Annotated in this window: 14 protein-coding genes; 12 read left to right on the top strand and 2 right to left on the bottom strand. The window is 71.6% G+C overall.

Annotated elements, in window-relative coordinates:
• Positions 1–238 precede the first annotated feature (238 nt).
• The 10 genes from IEY86_RS23150 (at position 239) to IEY86_RS23105 (ending at position 15,023) form a co-directional block, all read left to right on the top strand.
• Positions 239–2,368, top strand: a complete 2,130-nt coding sequence (locus tag IEY86_RS23150; protein WP_189133749.1) for a hypothetical protein — start codon at positions 239–241, stop codon at positions 2,366–2,368.
• Between the two features lie 37 nt (positions 2,369–2,405).
• On the top strand, positions 2,406–3,920 hold the full coding sequence (locus IEY86_RS23145) for a type 1 periplasmic-binding domain-containing protein (RefSeq protein ID WP_189133748.1): 1,515 nt from the start codon (positions 2,406–2,408) through the stop codon (positions 3,918–3,920).
• A gap of 241 nt (positions 3,921–4,161) precedes the next feature.
• Entirely contained in the window at positions 4,162–5,448 is a 1,287-nt protein-coding gene (locus tag IEY86_RS23140) for an MFS transporter (protein WP_189133747.1), read from the top strand.
• 78 nt (positions 5,449–5,526) lie between these two features.
• A complete protein-coding gene (locus tag IEY86_RS23135; RefSeq protein ID WP_189133746.1) occupies positions 5,527–7,668 on the top strand; it encodes an ATP-grasp domain-containing protein in 2,142 nt (713 codons plus the stop codon).
• Between the two features lie 87 nt (positions 7,669–7,755).
• Positions 7,756–8,928, top strand: coding sequence for a fatty acid desaturase (locus IEY86_RS23130; protein WP_189133745.1), 1,173 nt, complete (start codon positions 7,756–7,758; stop codon positions 8,926–8,928).
• The gene (purD, locus tag IEY86_RS23125) at positions 8,925–10,331 is read left to right on the top strand and encodes a phosphoribosylamine--glycine ligase (protein ID WP_189133744.1); all 1,407 of its coding nucleotides are present in this window, start codon (positions 8,925–8,927) and stop codon (positions 10,329–10,331) included. The genes IEY86_RS23130 and purD overlap by 4 nt, the downstream gene beginning before the upstream one ends.
• A gap of 16 nt (positions 10,332–10,347) precedes the next feature.
• Positions 10,348–11,631 (top strand): diaminobutyrate--2-oxoglutarate transaminase, encoded by a 1,284-nt coding sequence (ectB, locus tag IEY86_RS23120; RefSeq protein ID WP_189133743.1) that lies wholly within the window; start codon positions 10,348–10,350, stop codon positions 11,629–11,631.
• Positions 11,628–13,271, top strand: a complete 1,644-nt coding sequence (locus IEY86_RS23115; RefSeq protein ID WP_189133742.1) for a rhodanese-like domain-containing protein — start codon at positions 11,628–11,630, stop codon at positions 13,269–13,271. The genes ectB and IEY86_RS23115 overlap by 4 nt, the downstream gene beginning before the upstream one ends.
• A 158-nt stretch (positions 13,272–13,429) precedes the next feature.
• Positions 13,430–13,726, top strand: a complete 297-nt coding sequence (locus IEY86_RS23110; RefSeq protein ID WP_189133741.1) for an SAV_915 family protein — start codon at positions 13,430–13,432, stop codon at positions 13,724–13,726.
• Between the two features lie 121 nt (positions 13,727–13,847).
• Positions 13,848–15,023, top strand: a complete 1,176-nt coding sequence (locus IEY86_RS23105) for a polyamine ABC transporter substrate-binding protein (RefSeq protein WP_189133740.1) — start codon at positions 13,848–13,850, stop codon at positions 15,021–15,023.
• 16 nt (positions 15,024–15,039) lie between these two features.
• Here IEY86_RS23105 and IEY86_RS23100 read toward each other — a convergent pair whose 3' ends face one another.
• Entirely contained in the window at positions 15,040–16,098 is a 1,059-nt protein-coding gene (locus IEY86_RS23100; protein WP_189133739.1) for an adenosine deaminase, read from the bottom strand.
• A 61-nt stretch (positions 16,099–16,159) separates the two neighbouring features.
• On the opposite strand from IEY86_RS23100, the gene IEY86_RS23095 reads away from it, so the two are divergent.
• Positions 16,160–17,227, top strand: coding sequence for a DUF4352 domain-containing protein (locus IEY86_RS23095; protein WP_189133738.1), 1,068 nt, complete (start codon positions 16,160–16,162; stop codon positions 17,225–17,227).
• A gap of 223 nt (positions 17,228–17,450) precedes the next feature.
• Positions 17,451–18,848: an MFS transporter gene (locus tag IEY86_RS23090; protein ID WP_189133737.1), complete on the top strand. Its 1,398-nt coding sequence runs from the start codon at positions 17,451–17,453 to the stop codon at positions 18,846–18,848.
• Positions 18,849–18,868: 20 nt separating this feature from the next.
• Here IEY86_RS23090 and IEY86_RS23085 read toward each other — a convergent pair whose 3' ends face one another.
• On the bottom strand, positions 18,869–20,587 hold the full coding sequence (locus IEY86_RS23085; RefSeq protein WP_189133736.1) for a PucR family transcriptional regulator: 1,719 nt from the start codon (positions 20,585–20,587) through the stop codon (positions 18,869–18,871).
• Between the last annotated feature and the right edge of the window lie 132 nt (positions 20,588–20,719).

Below are 20,719 nucleotides of genomic sequence, written 5' to 3'. Positions count from 1 at the left end.
CGCGCCCACCGGCACCGCTGCCGCGCGCCCGCCCTCCACCCCGGAGGGCGGGCGCGCCGCCGTTCCCGGGCGCCACGAGGCCCCGCGTCCCGCGCACCGTGCCGCCCGGCGGCGAGCCGATCCAACCAGTGGGCGGCGCCGGGGAGGTTACAGCCACCACCTGACGGGGCAACACAACGTCACTGCCGTTGATCGGGTCAGGTGCCGAGGGACGGAACAAACCGGGGGAGGGGGCACTGTGACGCGCCCCGCAGTCCTGCGCGCAAGCACCGAGATCACCGACCGCTTCCTGGACGAATGCCTCAACCCGACGGTGCCCGCGGGCAGTGGCCGCAGCGGCCCGGAGTTACCGCTGGTCGCCCTCCTCGGCCCGCGCGGCAGCGGCAAGAGCGCGGTCCTCGTCCGCATCGAGGAGCGCTGCCGCGAACTGGTCGTCCCCGTCGCCCGCCTCGATCTGGAGGGCCGCGAGCAGGCCAGCCCCGGACAGGTCGCCTCGGCGCTGGCGTTCATGCTCGCCCACCGCCTCGACGGCGTGCCCAACCCGCACTTCCCCCGCCTCCTGCTCGGCCAGCTCGTCCTCGACGCCCCGCTCCACCTGCGCGACCCCGCCCGTGCCCGCCGCCAGATCGACGAACTCCTGCGCAGCCGCCCCGAGCGCTCCCGCGAGGGCGAGGGCATGGGCCTGGTCGGCGATCTGCTCGAACAGGTCGGCTGGCTGCCGCCCGGCGGCGCCCTCGCCCTGGGCCTGGCCGTCGAGGGCCTCGGCGGGCGCCTGAACCTCGGCCGCTCCCCGCACCGCAGCGCCCTGGAGTGGTACGGACGCGACAGCACCGACCCCCGCGACGCCCTCGCCACCCTCAACCAGTACTGGAACTCCGGGGATCCCAACGAGGAACGCAGCGTCGACGAGGCGCAGTGCGGCGCGTTCCTCGCCGACCTGCGCGCCTACCGGGCCAAGCACCGCAGCCGGGTCTGCGTGGCCGTGCTGGACAACGCCGACTCGCCCGCGGGGGCGGCGTTCCTCGACACGCTCATCCGCGTCCGCGAGGCCTGGGACGTCGCCGGGCCCGGCGAGCGCGACTCCCTCCTCGTGATCGCCGCGAGCCGCCGCCGCCCGCGCACCTGGAGCCGGATCGCCCCCGGTGAGGACCAGGTCCCCCCGCGCGCTCCCGACGCCGCCGGATACGGCGACTGGACGCGCTCGCGCCGACAGCTCGGCAGCGACGGGTCGTGGTGGTACCCCGTCCTGCTGCGGGGGCTGAGCCTGGGCGACCTCGACGCCATCTCCTCCGCCGAGACCCGCCGCGCCCGCGCCGCCGACCCCGAGCGGGCCGCCACCCTCACCGATCTGACCGCCGCCGTCCACCGGGCCACCGGGGGCCACCCCTGGGCCGCGCGCGCACTCATCGGCGCGATCCTCAACCGCTCCCAGGGCACCAGCCGCCCCGACGCCCTGCGCCGTGCCCTCGACACACCCGTGCGCCTGGTCGGCGAAGGACCGGGACCGGGCCCCGACCCGCTCACCGCCACCGCGGGCGGCGGGGACTTCGGCGGCGGCCCCACGCTCGGCGAGTACGCGCTGGACAGCGCCCTGCGCGGGGTCTTCGAACCCGGCGAGGCCGCCTCCCTGGCCTCGCTCGCCGCCGCCTGGGACCCCGACGACTCGGCCGAGCTCGACCAGTGGATCCCCGTTCCCGCCACCGGATTCCCGCAGCTGTACCAGAAGCTCAAGGACAGCCTGTGGCTCGTGGAGGACGCCTCCGCCGACCCCCGGGCACGGCCCAGTCGCGGCATGGTCCCCTTTGTCCCGGAGCCGCGCCGGATCAGCGACATCCACCCATGGCTGCGCACGCTCCTGCTGCACCGCCTCGCCCGCGGCGAGGAGGGCACCGGGCCCACATGGACCTCCGTCCACACCGGGCTGTGCCAGGAGTACCGGCGCGAGGCCGCGGCCGCCCACGACCCCGGCACCAGGCGGGGGCTGAGCGTGCGGGCGCTGCACCACGCGCTCAGCGTGGACGCGATGCCCGAGGTCGTGGCGTACCTCAAGGAGCGCTGGGAGGACCGCGTCACCAGCCCCTCCGCCTGGCTGGAGGAGTTCAACACCATCACCACAGCGCCGAACCGGCTGCCGCGCCAGGCCCAGCCGCGCGGTGTGCTGGAACGGCTCGCCGCACCCGCCGCCGACCTGTCCGAGTCGGAGCGGCTGCTGTGGCTGCTCGCCGGGGCCCGGTGGATCCTGTGCGACCCGCTGGCCGACCCGGTGGGCGAGCTGCGCCCGCTCGTCGGCGATCTGCTGCGCTCGCTGGGCACCCGTTCGCGCACCGGATTCCAGCTGTTCTACGACGAGGCGGACAGATACCGCTAGACCGGCACCGCTAGACCGGCACCACCAGGGGGCGACGATGGCACGGGCTGTTGGCAGGGGACCGTTCTACCTCAGACACCCGGTGCTGACCGGCGCCCTCGTGGTGGCCGCCGTCGGCGCGGTCGTCGGCGGTCTCCTGGGCTGGCACGCCTGGCAGGACTCCCGCGCCAGATGCGCCCACGGGGTGGAGAAGCGGTCCGGCGAGTGCGTCGGCGTCACCGATGGCTCCTACGCCTTCCTCAAGCCGGAGCTCAACGACGTCTCGGCGAAGATCAAGGCCCAGAACGACTGGGTGGCCAAACAGCACCGGGACCACGGCCGCGCCTATGTCACCGTGGCGTTCGCGCGCCCGATGGACGCGCTCACCGGGGGCAGGGGCCACCGCGAGGCCGTGGAGCACGGTGTGCAGGGCGCCTACGCCGCCCAGTGGCGGGCCAACAACACCTCCGTGCGCGGCGACACCCCGCTGATCCGGCTCGTCGTCGCCAACTTCGGTGACCACTCCAAGCAGTGGAGGGCCGCCGCGGAAAGGCTCGTCGCCGCCGCCAAGAGCCCGGACCACCTCGTGGCCGTCGCCGGGCTCAGCCGCAGCACCGGCGCCACCGCCGACGCGATGCGCTATCTGTCGGACCAGGGAATACCGCTGGTCAGCGACGTGCTCACCGCCGACAAGGTCAAGGGTGTCGAGACCCTCGCGAGGGTCGCCCCCACCAACAGCGACGAGGCCAAGGCGGCGGCCGCGTACCTCAAGAGCCGGAAGATGAACGACGTCCAACTCGTCTTCGACCGCAATGCGCAGGACGCCTACGTCACCAGCCTGCGCGACGGCTTCCGCAAGGCGTTCAAGGGCCACGGGAGCCGTCTCGTCGAGGACGGCGGCTCGTACGACTCGACCAAGGGCTCCCTGGGGAACCGGTTCTCCGCGCTGAACGCCAATCTGTGCGCCGGCACGGTGGACACCGTCTTCTTCGCCGGGCGCTCCACCGAACTCCAGGTGTTCATCAACCAGTTGAGCAACCGGACGTGCGGCGACCGCACCTTCACCATCGTGACCGGTGACGACGCGACACTCCTGCGCAGCAGCCCCGAGTTCGACCAGTCGCTGCGCAACCGCATCACGCTCGTCTACACGGGCCTGACCCACCCCGAGGTGTGGGAGGACAGCCACAAGGCCACGGTGAACCGGATCGCCGCCGACTTCTTCACCGAGGGCGGCAAGGAGACGGACTTCCTCAGCCCGAAGATGTTCCCCGGCTCCGCGCTCGCCGACGGGCAGGCGGTCATGGCCCACGACGCCGTCCTCACCGCCGTCTTCGCCATCCGCCCCGGCCAGGAGCGGCAGGAACAGCAGGACGAGCAGGCACTGCCCACACCCGACGGCGTGGCGCAGAACCTGTACGCCCTGAGCGGCACCAACAAGGTGCCGGGCGCCAGCGGGGACATCACCCTGGACAACGACGGCTACGCGCGCAACAAGGCCGTACCCCTGCTGCGCCGCCGCCCCGGGGACCGCGTGGACGTGCTCGACGTCGCCTTCCCCGAACAGCACTGAGCCGGCACGGAGAACAGCACCGAGCCCGTACCGAGGACAGCGCTGAGAACAGCACCGGCCCGTACCGAGAACAGCACTGAGCACCGGCCGCTCGGAGAACGACCGCTCCCTGCTGCCGTCACGTCACACGAGTGACGAGGTCAGGGCCCACCTCCGAATCCGCTCAAGCGGAACTCCAGGGATCGGCTGTCCGCTGCTCCCTGATGGTGTCCGGCCATTGAGACGAGGAGTCAGGGCTGCCATGAAGCTGTACCTGCACCGGAACTTCCTGCTGAGTTTCGCCGCATCGTTCATTTCGCTCTTCGGCTCGAAACTGCTCATGATCTCGTACGTGGCGTATGTCTACCGCGAGAGCGGAAGCGCCACCCTGGCCGCCGTCGTCTTCGCCGCCGACTGGACGGCCAACCTGTTCATAGGACTCCTGGGCGCCCAGTACATCGACCGGCAGAACGCCAAACAGCTCCTGGTGTGGCTCAATGTCGTGGCGGCCGGTGTGACCCTGGTCTTCCTCGGCTTCTCCGACCCCGACCTGTTCGCCTACGCGATCGGGATCATCTTCGCCCGCGCCCTGCTCAACAGCGCGGTGAACAACGCCCGGGTCAAGGCACTGGTGCAGTTCTTCACCAAGAAGGAGACCGACCTCTTCTCGCCGGTCTTCAACGCCAGCCTCCCCATCGCCATGGCCGTGGCGGCCGCCACCGGTGCCTTCATCCTGAAGTTCGTCGAGTTCAACGTCGTCGTCTACATCGACTCCGCGACCTTCCTGACCGCCGCGGCGCTGATGCTGCTGGTGAAGCCGAACGAGGAGCGGACCAGGGAGTCGATCCGCACGGCCCGCGGCGCCGCGGAGACCAAGCTGCGCGGCATCAGGAATGCCTTCGGCATCATCGCCCGGGACGAGAGCATCGCCTCCGCGGTGTTCTACATCATCCTCTCGGTCACGGCCTTCCAGGCCACCTACGAGACGCTGATCACCGTCATTCCCCAGGTCTGGTACGGCAAGGGGGAATCGGGCACGGCGCTGTTCTTCACCTTCGAGTCCGTCGCCGTCATGACCGGCGTCTTCCTCTACCAGTACCTCAACCGCCGCGGATTCATCACCGACCGGAACGAGCGCACCCTCAACCTCGCCGTCGTCGTGGTCATCACCGCCCTGTACGCCCTTGTGCCGCTGTTCGAAGGCAATGTGTACCTGTGCCTGGTCGCCTTCTCCTTGATGGTGGTTGGAGGCGAGCTGATCTGGGTGCACCAGTTCAAGCAGATGATCGCCAAGGCGCCCGCCGCGAAGGTCTCCTCGGTGCTCGGACTCCAGACGGCGATGGGCTACAGCCTGATGGGCGTCTTCGCCACCGTCTTCTCCTGGGGCCTGGACGGTCTGGGCATCGGCTCCACGATCTACGTCAACATCGCGCTCGTCGCCCTGCTGGTCGCCGGCTGGGAACTGCCGCGCAGAGCCCGCCGGATCGAGCCCGCCACGCAGGAGACGGCCGCGCAGGAGCCCGCCGAGCCCGCCGTCCGCGCCGCCTGAGCCCCACCCCGCTCCCCCAACTCCCCGAGTCCGAGACCGAGTCCGAGTCCGAAACGCCGCCTCCAGAGGAGTCCCAGCGTGAACACGCCAGCGAAGCAGCGGGCCTTCGTCCTGCTCGAACTGCTGAACCACATGGTTCTGATCGCGGAAGAGGCCAAACGGCGCGGCTTCCGCGTCATCGCCCTCAACCACGACCCGCTGCGTGACTCGGGCCCGTTCGAGGTCCGCGAGGGCGTCGTCGACGAGGTGGTCCCCATCGCCTCCTGGTCCGACAACGAGACCATCCGCACCGTGATCCTCGATCTGCACCACCGCTACGACGTGGTAGGCACCTACGCCGCCTTCGAGGCCGTCCTGCCGTTCGAGGCCGAGCTGCGCGAGCTCGCCGGACTGCCCAACAGCGGTGCCGGATCCGTCTCCCGCGCCCTCGACAAGACCCATGTGCGCCGCAAGCTCTACGCCGAGGGCCTGTCCGAGCTGCGCTCCACGACGCTGACCGAGGCGCTGACCTGGGACCGCTGGCAGTTCGAGCGCCCGGCGGTGCTCAAGCCGGCCAATGGCACGGGCAGCGCGCTGTGCTTCATCGTCTCCTCCCTGGAGGAGCTGCACGAGGCCGCCCGGCAGACCGGCTCCGTCGAGGTCGGCAACCCGCTGATGAGCGAGTACATCAGCGCCCACGGCGGATTCGTGCTGGAGGAGAAGGCCGAGGGCGAACTGCTGTCGGTGGAGTCCCTGGTGGACCGCGGCCGCGTCAACACCGTGGGCCTCACCGGCCGCTATGTGCTCGCCGCCGACCCCGTCGTGGAGCAGGGCGTCGTCTTCCCCTACCCGCACCCGCGGCTGGCCGAGATCACCGCCAAGGCCGAGGCCTTCCACAAGAGCCTCGGCATCTCCCACGGGGCGACCCACCTGGAGGTCATGGTCTCCCCGCAGGGCCCGATCGAACTGATCGACTTCAACATCCGGGTCGGAGGGGTGGCCAACGTTGTCAGCTACGGCAAGGCGTTCGGCATCGACTACGCGGTGCCGCTGACCGACATCGCCTGCGGGATCGCACCCGACCTGTCGTTCATCGCCCGCCCCACCCGCTACGCCGTCGACATGCTGGTGCTCCCGCCGTCGGACGCCACCGAGCTCGTCTCGGTCGACTTCCCCGAGGCGGCCGACTGCCGCCGGGTGACCAAGCCGCTCGGTGGGCCGCTGTCGGGGCGCGCCGACCAGCTCGACGTCATCGCCATGTTCGTGGTCGACGCCGACGACCTCGCCGAGCTGCACTCCAAGGCGCTCCGGGCCCGCCGCGACCTCGTCGTCAACGGCAGACCGCTGGGCGACGACCCCAACAACATCCTGTCCCACCCCCGCTTCATCCCGCTGCGCCGCGACGCATCAGGCGGCGATCGCCGAGAAAGGACACCCGTGACCGACATCCAGACCGCCCCGCCCGCCGGAACCGACGCCCTCGCCCGCCTCGACACCCTCTACGAGGAGCACTTCGCGCGGGTGTACGACGAGGCGGCGACGGCCGAGCTGCGCGAGGGGTTCAAGCGCGAACACGTCGTTCCGCTGCGGGGGTTCTGCCCGCCCGCCCTGCTGGAGGAGCTCAGGGCCGAGGCCTTCGGCATCATGGACGAGCACGGCGTGTCCAGGAACCTCACGTTCAAGGTCACCGACAACACCCCGCGCCAGATGACCACCGTGGGCCAGCCCGTCATCGTCGAGCACGGCCCGCTCATCCACGCCACCTACTTCGCCCCCGCGGTCAAGGACCTGCTCACCCGGGTCGTCGGCGAAGAGGTCTTCACCTGCCCCTACGCGGGCGAGCACTACGTCATCAGCCGCCTGGGCAGGACCGGTGACACCCACGGCTGGCACTGGGACGACTACACCTACGGGTTCGTCCTGATCCTCGAGGCCCCCCATCACCGCGAGGGCGGCTTCGTGCAGGCGGTGCCGCACACCTCCTGGGACAAGGAGAACCCCGATGTCCACGGGGCGCTCATCAAGAGCCAGGTGCGCTCCTACGCGTTCCAGCCCGGTGACGCCTATGTCATCAAGACCGACACCACGATGCACCGGGTGTACCCGATCCGAGGCGAGGGCCGCCGCACGATCGTGAACATGACCTGGGTCAACGCCGACGACCTCGAGCGCCCGATGACCCACGAGACCAACGACATCCTCTTCGGCGGCGCCGCCCCCGACCCCGCCTCCCTGCGCTGACATCCCCGAGCCGCGGGGCGTGCCCGCGGCCCCCGACACCGAAGGCTGCGTGAACAGGACCACCGCACCAGGACATAGGAGAGAGCCGTGCAAGAAGCTGTAGAGCCGCGCGAGACGATGCGTGGTCTGCCCCGCTTCGTCCAGCCGTATCTGACCTGGGTGACCGGGGTGCCGCTCAAGGGCGGCCGCCAGCTCATCCCGTGGAGCCCCAACAAGGCGGGACTGCTGGGCCTGGCCCAGATCGCCGTCGGCATCGGCATCGGGGCCCGGGCACTGCACCCGTTCACCGCGTGGTCGGTACCGGTGCTGCTCCTGAGCTGGCTGCTGACCAGCGGCGGCATGCGGCGACTCGACGTGGTGGTGGTCCACCAGACCCTGCACCGGATGTTCGCCAGGACCGCGTGGGCCAACCGGGCGGTCGGCGAGCTGATCACGACGGTGCTCTGGCGGACCCCGTACGACGAGAACCGCAAGGAGCACCTGACCCACCACGCCTACCCGTGCTCCACCAAGGACATCGACACCACCTATCTGATGTCGACCGGAATGCGGCCGGGCATGACCCGCTCGGAGTTTCGCCGGTACCTGTGGGGCGCGCTGCTCTCGCCCCGCCACCACGGCGGGTTCTTCCTCGGGCGGCTGAAGTCCAACGTCGCCGGTGTCCGCCCCCGCTACCGGCTGGTGATGTCGCTGACCTGGCTCGCCGCCACCGCCGCCTTCGTCGGCCTGACCGGCTGGTGGGTGGAGTACCTGGTGCTGTGGCTGGTGCCCGTCTCCGTGGTCTTCCAGTCCTGCACGTACCTCTACACGATGACCGAGCACCGCTGGTGGCTGTTCGGCAACCGCGAGAAGCTCTCCCGCCACCAGCGCGACCTGCTGACCTTCGGCCGTGTGTGCGGCGAGGCGGTCCCCGGCCCCGAGGCCACCGGTGTGCGGCGCGCGCTCGCCTGGACCCGCTGGACCTACCGGATGCTGGTCGTGCACTCGTCGTACCGGATGTTCGTGCTCGTCGGCGACACCGTGCAGCACGACGTCCACCATGTGAAGCCGACCTGCGACTGGGCCAACTCCAACTACGTGCGCAGCGAGGACATCGACAGCGGCTCCGAGCGCTACACCGAGGTCTGGGGCTCGCTCGCCGACCACCTGCGCGCCGCCGGGCAGGTCGACGACAACCGCGTCGGGCTGCCCGACGACCTCGCCATCACCGTCCCGGCGCCCGAGCAGGTGCGCCGTGATCCGCAGGGGAGCCGGGTATGACGAGCGTCCTGCTGGTCGGGGGGACCGGGCGCGGCCACGCGCTGTGCGACCTGTTCGTCCGCACCGATCCCGACGTGACGGTGTACTACGGTCCCGGCTGCGACGTCATCGAGCACGAGCGGATCGTGCCGGTGCCCGAGGTGCGCCTGGACGACCCCGCCACGGCGCTGGAGTTCCTGAGCCGGCACCAGGTGGAGTTCGTCCTCGTCGCCAACATCGACGCGCTGTCCATCGGCTACGTGGATGTGCTCGCCGCCCGCGGGCACCGGGTCATCGGCCCCACGAAGGCCGCCGCCGCGCTGGAGTCGAGCAAGGAGCGCAGCAAGGTCTTCCTCGAGCGCCACGGCCTGCCGACCGCCGCCTATGAGGCGTTCGGCGACCCGGACAAGGCCAAGGCCTACATCCGGGGCCGCACCCACCCGGTGGTGGTCAAGACCGACGGGCTGACCCCCTACGGGGACGGCGCCGTGGTGTGCGACACCGCGGCCGACGCCGAGGAAGCGGTCGACGCCTTCGCGCGCGCTCAGGGCGAGGACTTCCACGTCGTGGTGGAGGAACGTCTCTTCGGACGGGAGATCTCGGTGTTCGCCCTGCTCGACGGGGTGAACCACCTGATGTTCCCCTGCGCCGAGGACTACAAGCGCGCCCTCGACGGCGACCTGGGCAAGAACTGCGACGGGATGGGATCGGTAGCCCCCCACCCGCTGGCCGGCGGCGACCTGCGCGACCGGATCCGCCGCGAGCTGCTCGAACCGCTGACACGGGGCGTGCGCGACGAGGAACTGGGCTTCACCGGCTTCGTCTACATCGGCGCGATGATCACCGGCGACGGCCTGAAGGTCATCGAGATCAACGCCCGGTTCGGCGACTCCGAGGCCCAGGCCGTCCTGCCGTCGGTGCGGAGCAACTTCTCCGATCTGTGCCGGGCGGTGCTCAAGCAGGACCTGGACCGCTGCCGCCTGGTCACCGACGACCTGGTGCGCTGCAGTGTGGCGGTGACCCAGGGCCCGGTGGACCCCTCGGACCCGGCGGCCGGACCGGGCTGGCCCTTCGGCGAGTTCGAGACCGGGCTGCCGATCAGCGGGCTCGGCACCGAGGCCCCGGAGCGGGCCCAGGTGTTCTACGCCGGGATGCGCAAGGGGCCGGGCGGCGGACCGGTCACCAGCGGCGGCCGGGTCCTGCACGTCGTCGGCTCGGGGACCACGCTCGAGCAGGCACGGGCACACGCCTACGAGCAGGTCGCCCGCATCTCGTTCCCCGGCGCGCGCAGCCGCTCGGACATCGGCGCACGGCGGGCGTCCACCGGGGCGCCCCGCACGGAGCTGCCCGCGCCCCGCACGGACATCGGCCGGCCGGACCTGGGGGACGCGCTCCTCCAGGCCGCCCACTCGGACCACGTCTAGGGCCCACGGAGGAATCATGAGCGTCATCGACGAGACGGTCTTCGAGGCGGCGGAGTCGGCGGTCCGCTCCTACTCGCGGTCGTTCCCCGCCCTGTTCTCCACCGCCAAGGGCGACTGCCTGTCCACCGCCGACGGCAGGTACTACATCGACTTCCTCGCCGGTGCGGGTTCGCTGAACTACGGGCACAACCCGGACAGCATCAAACGGGCGCTGATCGACTACCTGGGCGGCGACGGCCTGGTGCACGGCCTGGACCTGGCCACCTCCGCCAAGGCGGACTTCCTGGACGCCTTCCGCGAGCACATCCTGCGTCCGCGCGGACTCGGCTACAAGGTCCAGTTCACCAGCCCCTCGGGCACCAACGCCGTCGAGGCGGCGCTCAAGCTGGCCCGCCTGGCCACCGGCCGCTCCACCGTGATCGCCTTCAGCGGCGGCTTCCACGGCGTGAGCACCGGATCGCTGGCCGCGACCGCGTCCGGGTACTTCCGCCAGGGGCTGCACCAGACGCTGCCGTTCGTCACCCACATCCCCTACCCGCAGACCCCGCTGGGGGACTTCGACAGCCTCGATCTGCTGCGCCGCCTGCTGGAGGACCCCAGCTCCGGTGTGGACAAGCCCGCCGCCGTGCTGCTGGAGACCGTGCAGGGCGAGGGCGGTGTCTATGCCGCCCCGATCCCGTTCCTCAAGCAGCTTCGGGCGCTGTGCGACCGCCACCGGATCCTGCTGATCGTGGACGACATCCAGGCCGGGTGCGGGCGCACGGGAACGTTCTTCTCCTTCGAACCCGCCGGGATCGAACCCGACATGGTCACCCTGGCCAAGTCGATCGGCGGCTACGGCCTGCCCATGGCCGTCCTGCTGATGAAGCCCGAGCTGGACGTGTGGCAGCCGGGCCAGCACAACGGCACCTTCCGCGGCAACCAGCTCGCCTTCGTCGCCGCGGCCACCGCCATCCGCCACTACTGGTCCGACGACGCCTTCGCCGCCAAGGTCCGCAAGAAGGGCGAGCTCGTCGCCGATTTCCTCCAGCGCAGGGTCACCGGTCCCCTGGGGATACCGGTGCGCGGCCGTGGGCTGATGTGGGGCATCGACCTCAGCGACGTCCCCGGAGTGACGGCGGGCAAGGTCTCCAGGCTCTGCTTCGAGAAGGGCCTGGTCATCGAGTCGTGCGGGCGGGGGAGCGAAGTGCTCAAGCTCCTGCCCCCGCTGACGATCAGCCAGGTCAACCTCTCGCTCGGCCTCGACACCGTCGCGGCGTCCCTGAGCGAGCTCGCAGGAGACGGGACCATCCAGTCATGAAGACAGCAGTCGTCATATCCACGCGGGGCTACGCGGCGTTCCGCCACGACCTGCTCGCCGAACCCGACGGGGTCCGCATCATCGGCGTCTTCGCCGACCGGGACGTCGAGAACCTGACACCGCCGCTGCGCGACGGGCTCGCCGACGTCCATGTCGTGCCGTGCGGCCTGCCCGACCCGACACCGATGCTCCACTCCCTGGTCGACCTCGACGCCACCCGCGAGGTGGTCGGCGAGATCCTGCGCGACGTCGCGCTCGAGGACCTGACACTGCACTGCTGGGACGAGCAGGACATGATGGTCGCCGCCGAGATCCGCGCGCACTTCGGGATCCGGGGGCCGAAGACCGCCGACATCCTGCCCTACCGCGACAAGTGCCTGATGAAGCAGCGCCTGGTGGCCGCCGGGGTGCGGGTGCCGAAGTTCGGCCGCTTCGACTCCCAGCTGCGCGCCTTCGACGAGGCCGCCTACTACGCCAGGATCGTCGGGGAGGTCGGCCTGCCGTTCATCCTCAAGCCGGTCGACGCCGCCTGCGCCGAGGGCGTCCACAAGATCACCGACTGGGAGGAGTTCGCCGCGCTGCCCGGTGACCTCGGACGCTCCTACGAGTACGAGGAGTTCGTCGAGGGGACCATCTACAGCGTCAACATCGTGACCGAGGACGGCGCGACCGTCTTCGCCGGTGTCACCGAGTACCTCGTCAACTCCTTCGAGGTGCCCAACGGCAAGGTCAACGCCGACATCAACCTCATCGACTCCGACCCCCGGGTGCCCCGCATGGTCGCCTTCGGGGAGCGTGCCCTGGACGCCCTCGGGCGGCTCGACGGAGGCTCGCACCTGGAGCTGTTCCTCACCCCGGACGACGAGCTGATCTTCCTCGAGGTGGGCGCCCGCTTCAAGGGCCTCGCGGGACTGGCCGCCATGCAGCGCAACTACGGTGTGGCGCTGGTCAATCTCGCCTTCGAGATCGAGTCGGGCATCAAGAGCCTTCCCTACGACGGCGAGCAGATCTACTGCTTCGACGGCGTGGTCCCCAAGGCCAGCGGCGTCGTCGAGGAGCTGATCGAGCCCGACCTCGAGAGCGACGTCGAGATGACCTGGAAGGTCAGGGTCGGTGAGCGCATCGAGAAGAGCAACTCCCTGACCGCCAACGGCGGCACCTTCCTGGTGTCGAACAAGGACTACGACGCCGCCTACCGGGACTTCGAGCGCCTGGCCGGCTACCGGCCGATCCGCTACCGCACTGCGTCCAGGGTCCTGGGCATCCCCGCGGCGCCTGCCCTGGAGGCGGCGGCGTACCACCGGGCGCGGCTCGCCAGTGAGACCGACCCGTTCGACGTGCACCACGACCTCACCGAGGGGGTCCAGGGCTTCGTCGTCCTGGACGTCCGGCAGCCGGCCGCCCATGCCGAGGGCCATGTCCCCGGTGCCAGGAGCCTGCCCCACGCCGGGATCACCGCGGAGGCGGTGGCCGGTCTGGACCCGGACACGCTCTATGTGACCTACGGCTGGGGCCCGGCCTGCAACGGGGGGACCCGGGGCGCGGCCAGGCTCGCCGAGCTGGGCTTCAGGACGAAGGAGATGATCGGTGGCTTCGAGTACTGGAAGCGGGGCGGCTACCCGATCGAGCGGGGGGCCTGAGCGCCATGCGGACCGCCCAAGCGTCCGGGACCGTCCCGGACGGACCAGCCGGTGCCCCTCCGGAGGGCGGTGCCCCTGCGCGGGACGGTCGTCCGCAGGGCGGTGCGCCCGCGGACCGGCCGCCCCACCCGTCGCGCCGGGGGCCGTACTACGTGCCCGTGCGGACCGCTCCCGTCGGATGCGTTCCGCAGATGTACCGCACACCGCGGGGGACGCCGACCGCCGTGGCGTTCACCAGTGAACAGCAGCTCGTACGCGCCCTCGGCCGGGGGCAGCGGTGGGTGCGCCTGGCCCAGGGCCCGCTCAGGGCGCTCTTCCTGCCGCTCGGGGTGACCACGGTGACCGTCGACCCGCACCTGGTCGTGCGCACCTTCAACGGGGCCAAGTCCGAGCCGCCCCGCGAGCGCCGCCAATGGGTCTACGACCTGTCCGTGGAGGAGCGGCAGGTGGCCTGAGGCACGGCGCGGCGCACACCGGAGTCGGCCGCGCGCGCCGGACAGGGTGTCATGCGCGGCGCCGCTCGACTGACGGTCTGCCCGTTGTGGAAGGGAACGCGGCGGGGTGAGGTTGTCCACCATGGACCGCAGCCTCTCCCGCCGCTCCCTGATGCGCGCCGCCGCCGGCGGCGCCGGAGCCCTCGCGCTCGCCGGATGCGGAGTGCCGCCCGCCTACGTCCCCCCGGGTGAGCGGGCCGCTCCCGACCGCTCGAAGCGCGAGCACCGCCTGGACTTCGCCAACTGGCCCCTCTACATCGATGTCGCGGAGGGGAACGAACAGGTCAGGCCCACCCTGCGGGAGTTCACCCGGCGTACCGGCATCTCGGTGAAGTACGTCGAGGAGATCAACGACAACGACGAGTTCTTCGGCAAGGTCAGCCCCGCCCTGCAGAACGGGCAGCCCCTCGACCGGGACATCATCGTGCCCAGTGACTGGATGGGCGCCCGCTATGTGAAGCTCGGCTGGGTGCAGCGGCTGGACTCCGCGCGGCTGGGCAACGTCAGGGCCAATCTCGACCCGCTCCTGCGCGACCCGCCGTTCGACCCGGGGCGCCACCACAGCGTGCCCTGGCAGTCCGGCATCACCGGCATCGCCTACAACCGCAAGCGCCTCGGCCGCGAGATCAGGTCCGTCTCCGACCTGTGGGCGGACGACCTGCGGGGCCGGGTGACGCTCTTCTCGGCGATGGACGAGGCACCCGCGCTGCTGTTGATGGGACGCGGTGCGGACAGCAGGGCCTTCACCGCCGACCAGTACTACGACATGGTCGACGAGGTGCGCCGCCTGGTGGCGAAGAAGCACATCCGCCGGTTCACCGGCAACGACTACACCAAGGACCTGGCCTCGGGCGATGTGCTGGCCTGCCAGGCCTGGTCGGGCGACGTCATCCAGTTGCAGGCGGACAACGAGGACATCGAGTTCGTCGTGCCCGAGGAGGGCGGCGAGCTGTGGTCGGACAGCCTCATGGTCCCCAACAAGGCGGCGCACAAGGCCAATGCCGAAGCGCTGATGAACTACTACTACGAGCCCGAGGTCGCGGCCCGGCTCGCGGCCTGGGTCAACTACGTCTGCCCCGTCCCGGCCGCCCGCGATGTCCTCGCCTCCTCCAAGGACAAGGACACCGCGGCGCTGGCCGAGGACCCGCTGATCTTCCCCACCGCCTCCATGCGGAGGCGCCTCCAGGTGATGCGGGACATCACCCCGGAGGAACGCCCCGGCTTCTCGTCGGCGTGGAACAAGGTCGTGGGGCTCTAGCAGCCGAGGGGCACCGTCACGCCCGGTGCCGCGGGTCGGCCCGATGCGCGGCCAGATGGCCGTCGATCTCGGCGCCCAGGGCCGCCTTGCCAGCGTCGTCGAGGAAGGAGGCGTCGACCGCGTTCTTCGCCAGCGCCGTCACCCCTGTCTCGTCCAGGTCCAGCAGACGGGCCGCGACCGCGTACTCGTGGTTGAGGTCGGTGCCGAACATCGGCGGGTCGTCGCTGTTGATCGTGACCTTCAGCCCGGCGGCGAACATCTCCCTGATCGGGTGCTCCTCGAGCGTGGCCACCGCCCGCGTGGCGATGTTCGACGTCGGGCAGACCTCCAGCGGGATCCGGTTCTCGCCCAGGAAGTCCACCAGCGCCGGGTCCTGGGTGGAGGTCGTGCCGTGCCCGATGCGCTCGGCGCCCAGGTGCCGCAGCGCGTCCCACACCGTCTGCGGGCCCGTCGTCTCGCCCGCGTGCGGAACGCTGTGCAGGCCCACCGCCCGGGCCCGGTCGAAGTACGGCTTGAACTGCGGGCGCGGCACCCCTATCTCCGGACCGCCGAGGCCGAAGCCGACCAGGCCGGCCGGCTGGAGCTCGGTGGCGATCCGCGCGGTCTCCTCCGCGGACTCCAGCCCCGCCTCACCGGGGATGTCGAAGCACCAGCGCAGCACGACACCGAGCTCCGCCTCGGCGGCCTTGCGGGCGTCCTCGATGGCGTCGCAGAACTCCCGGTCGGGGATGCCGCGCCGGGTGGAGCTGAACGGAGTGACCGTCAGCTCCGCGTAGCGGATGTTCTGCCGGGCCATGTCCCGGGCCACCTCGTAGGTGAGCAGCCGAACGTCCTCCGCGTCGCGGATCAGGTCGACCACGGACAGGTAGACCTCGATGAAGTGAGCGAAGTCGCGGAAGGTGAAGTACTCCGCGAGCTGCTGGGGGTCGGAGGGCACCTTCGCGTTCGGGTGGCGGGCGGCGAGCTGGGCGACGATCCGCGGCGATGCCGAGCCCACGTGGTGGACGTGCAGTTCGGCCTTCGGCAGACCGGCGATGAACGTCTCCAGGTCGGCTGCGGCTGCGGTGTCGGACATGCTGCTCCTCCTGCGTCAGGGCGAATCGGGTCATCCTAGCCGCCGACGTTAACCTGAAACGGTGACCGAGCCGTCCCCGCAGCCGTCCCCGCAGCCGCAGCCGGACGTGGACCCGTGGTCCGCCCCGTCCGAGGACCGCACCGGGACACCGGACCCGGTCAGGCACGACCACCCGTGGGTCCGCCCCGCGGCCCCCTCGCCCACCGCGTCCTCACCGGCGGCCGTCCCGCCCGCCGCCGTCCGGCCTCCCACCCCTGAGCCTCCCGCCGCTCAGCCTCCCCCCGCTGAGCTTCCCGCCCCTGAGCCCGCCGCGCCCGGGCCCCGCGCCGCTGAACCCGCCGCCACGGCGCGGCCGTCGCCGCCCTGGTCCGTCCCGCTTTACCCCATGGGGTCCGTGGGCTGGTACCCGTACCCGGTCCAGCCGCGCAACGGCGCGGCTGTCGCCGCCCTCGTCCTCGGGATCCTCTCGGTCCTGGCCGCGTGCAGCGTCCTGTTCTTCTTCATCGGCGTGGTCCTCGGCGCCCTCGCGCTCATCCTCGGCCTCATGGGCCGGGCCCGGGCGAAGAAGGGCCGGGCGACCAACGGACCCATGGCGCTCACCGCAGTCCTCCTCGGGGTGGGCGGGCTGCTGCTGTCCGCGGCCATCGGCGTGCTGGCGGTCGGCACGCTCATGGACGAGTTCGACGCGGTCCCGCTCACCGGCGCCCAGGGCACGGTCTCCCGCCCCCTCGGGGACAACGGCACCGCCACGTACCGGGGCGGCCTGCACGTCACGGTCTCGGCCCCGAAGGAGTTCACCCCCGCGGCAGGGGTCCGCGGCCGGACTCTGGGGGAGCGCGCCTACCGGATCTCCGTCACCGTGCGCAACGAGGGCGACCGGGACATCGACACGACCCGCTACCACGTGCTCGCCGAGGGCGGTGACGAGGCGCAGCTCGACCAGATCTGGTCGGACACCGACCGCGTCGGCCAGGGCCTCCCCGCGACGGTGGGGCCGGGAAGGTCGGCGACGGCCGACTTCGCGTTCAGCGTGCCGCAAGAGGAACAGGTCCTGGACCTCGAGCTCGCTCCGGGGTGGCACTACGACAGCGCCTACTGGTACTTCGACCTGAGGCGGCCCGGGACCTAGGGCCCTGTGAGCAACGCCACCACCGCCCCACGGCTCCTGCCGGGGTGGGGAGTTGGCGCCAGGGACCGTCCCGGGGCGCTCGATCGGCGCTTCTTCGGCGGGCCAAACGGTGCTGAGAATGGCACTGCGCCAAAGAGCCTCGACCGGCAGGCCCGTGTCGGGGTTCTCGCGTGCCGAACGACTCCGCCCCCTGCCCCGCCGTGCTCCGGCGAGAACCCCCACCATGCCTTCTTTCCCTGTCCCCGCCCGCTTCCGCAGGACGGGCGAGCGCGAGGACCGTGCGCCCTGGCGCTGCCTGCGCTACCGCAGCATGCGCTGGTGGTCCGTCGCCAACCTCGTCTCCAACGCGGGCACGTGGATGCAGCTCACCGTCCAGAACCTGCTCGTCCTCCAGATCACCGGCTCCGCGGCGGCCACCGGTCTGTCGCTGGCCGTGCAGGCCGCGCCCGGCCTGCTGCTCGGCCTCGTCGGGGGTACCGCGGTCGACGCCTGGCCGCGCAAGCTCACCGCCGCCGTCAGCCAGGCGGTCCTGGGGCTGGTGGCCTTCACCACGGCCGCCCTCGTGGCGTTCGGGCAGCTCAATGTGACGCTACTGATGGTGCTGGCCGCCGTGACCGGCCTGGTCGCCACCGTGGACGGCCCGGCGTGCGCGCTGCTCGGCAACGACCTGGTCGAGACCGAGGACGTGCCGTCCTCGATCGCGCTGGGCTCCGTCGTCCACAGCGTCGGCCGCCTGGCCGGAACGGCGATGGCCGCCGTCGCCGTGGCGGTGTTCGGCACCGCCTCCGCCTATGTGGCCGACGGCCTGTCCTTCCTGTTCGTCGCCTCCGTCATTCCCTTCCTGCGCCCGGTCGACAACGCGCTGCGAGCCCCCGCCGAGGAGCCCCGGAGCGAGCCCGAGGCCGCCCCGGCGACTCCCGCGGCTCCGCAGCCGCGGAAGGACCTCGCCGCCGAGGACCGGGCACCCAAGGGCGGCGCCGCCCGCGAGGGGCTGGCGTTCTTCCTGCGCCGCCCCCGGCTCGTGGCGCTCGCGGCGATCACCGGCCTGAGCTCGGTCTTCGGGCGCAACTACGCGCTGACCCTTGCCGTCCTGGTCACCGGCCCGCTGCACGGCAGCTCCGGGGCGTTCGGCGCGGTCTCCACCGTGCTGGCCGCCGGAGGCATCGCCGGGGCGGTCCTCGCCGGACGCCTGCGCCGCCCGTCCGTGCGCCTCGTCGGCGTGCTGGCCGCCGCCGGGGCCGTGCTCCAGGTCTTCGCGGGGCTGTCCCCGACGCTGATGCCGCTGATCCTGCTGGTCGTGCCGATGGCCGTCGCGGAGTCCGTCTCCGACACCGCGGGCACCACGGTCCTGCAGACCGACCCGCCCGCGCACATGCGCGGCCGTGTCCTCGGTGTGTGGCGCAGTGTGAGCACCGGCTGGAGCCTCGCCGGTCCGCCCGTGCTCGGCCTCCTGCTGGAGTTCGCGGGTGCCCGGGGCGCCCTGGTCCTCGGCGGTCTGGTCACCGCCAGTGCCATCGGCGCGGGCCTGCTGGCGCACCGCCGCCGCGAGTCCGCCCAGGTCAGCATGCGCCCGGCCCGCACCCCCGCGACCGCGGTGCCGCAGCTGTCCGAGGCGGCGTGATCAACCCGATGGTGGCGACGCTAACCCGTCGGGCCCACCGCTCCCGCCTGTCCCACTGCTCCCCCTTGCCCTACTGCTCCCCCTTGCCCCACCGTCCCTGTTGCTCCCGCCGACCCCACGCTGCGCACCGCCTCCAGCGCCAGCAGCGCCACGTGCAGCGACAGGCACGACTCGACCTGATCCAGGTCCACGCCCAGGATGCGCTCCACCCGGTGCAGCCGGTCGTAGAACGACGGCCGGGACAGGTGCGCCGCGTCGGCGGCCGCCGACTTGTTGCGGCCGTGGTCGAGGTAGACGGCCAGTATCCGCACCAGGTCGGTGCCGTGCTCCGCGTCATGGGTGAGCAGCGGGCCCAGCTCCCGCTCGACATAGGTCTGCATCCGCGCGTCGTCGCGCAGCAGGTGCAGCAGTCCGCGCAGCCGTACGTCCGGCAGCCGGTAGTAGGTCCCCGCCTTCCGGCCGCCGTGCAGCGCCGCGTCCGCGACCTGCGCGGCCTCCAGCAGGCTGCGCCGGGCATCGCGCAGCGACCCCACGGAGGACCCGGCCGCCATGATGAAGGCCGGTCCCTTGTCCTCGCCGCTGCCGCACAGCGCGTCGAGACCGGCGGCGAACCCCTCCAGGGCCTTGTGCTCGCCGTCGTGCGGCCCCAGCGAGATCAGCATGCCCACGCCGTCGTCGTCGAGGGAGCCGATGAGCGCGCTCAGCCGCTGGTCGCGCGCCGCCACCGCCACCGTCTCGGTGAAGTCGCGCAGCCTGGCCTGAGCCTCCAGCGCCGCCGACGCCGGACCGCCCCGGCGGCGCAGCACCACCCCCACCAGCCTGCGGCCCTCCAGCGGCACCCCCAGCGCCCGGGCCCGCAGCGCCACGTCGGACACGGTGAGCGCGTGCGTGAGGATGCCCGACAGCAGGGTGCGGTGGGTCTGCCGCTCCAGGCTCTCCCGGTCCCGCTCCAGCAGGCGGTTCAGCGCGAGGGTGGCCGCGCCCCGTTCCAGCACGACGCTGTAGCGCGGGGCGTCCGAGGGGGCGTCCACGAGCACCAGGCGCCCCCAGTCCTGGCCGCGGGCGCCCACCGCCGTGACCAGCCAGCCGCTGCGCGGATCGCGGCCGGTCCGCCCGGCGGGCCGTACCCCTCGCGAGCGCCGCTCCCATCCGTCCAGCAGCACACTCGGCTCCTGGCCGGCCGGGTCGAAGGCGAGGACCTGGTGGGCGAGGTTCTCCAGCACCACCGGGCCCTGGGCGATCCTGGCGACCTCGCGGACCACCTCCTCCGGCTCCGCCCCCTCGACGGACAGCTCGTTGAAGGTCTGGTGCACCGACTCGGAGGCGCGCAGCTCGGTCAGCTGGGAGTTGACCACATGGGCGTGCACGGCCTCGGTGACGGCGACGAACCTGACCTCGTTGCGCAGGGCGATCAGCGGCAGGCCGCGGCGGTCGGCGGCGCGGATCAGGGGCCGGGGCAGCTCGTCGGCGTAGCGGCGGCCCAGCTCCACCACGAGCCCGGCGGCGCCCACCTCGGACAGCTCGTTGATGTAGCGGGCCAGTGCCTCCTTGTCCTCCGGAAGGGCGATTCCGGTGGTGAGGACGAGCTCGGAGCCGTGCAGCATCCCGGCGATGTCCGCGAGCTCGCTGATGTGCACCCAGCGGACGGGACGCTGCAGCCCCTGGGCCCCGGCGACCACCTCAGGCGCCCCGGACCGCAGGGCGCCGAGCTTGAGGACCTGCGCGACGGTGGGGAACACGGGCGACCTCCGGGCTTGTGCTTTTGGCGAAGTGTAAAGCCGCTCTCGCATCGGTTTGCGAAGTGCGCACTTGCATCGCCGGGCCTGCCTGGCGAGTATCCGCAGAAGACAGATTCCGTCGCGTAACCAAAT

Source organism: Wenjunlia tyrosinilytica (assembly GCF_014646055.1).
Classification (GTDB): Bacteria; Actinomycetota; Actinomycetes; order Streptomycetales; family Streptomycetaceae; genus Wenjunlia; species Wenjunlia tyrosinilytica.
Note: the sequence above shows the minus strand (reverse complement) of the source record. Positions and strands in the feature narration are given on the sequence as shown.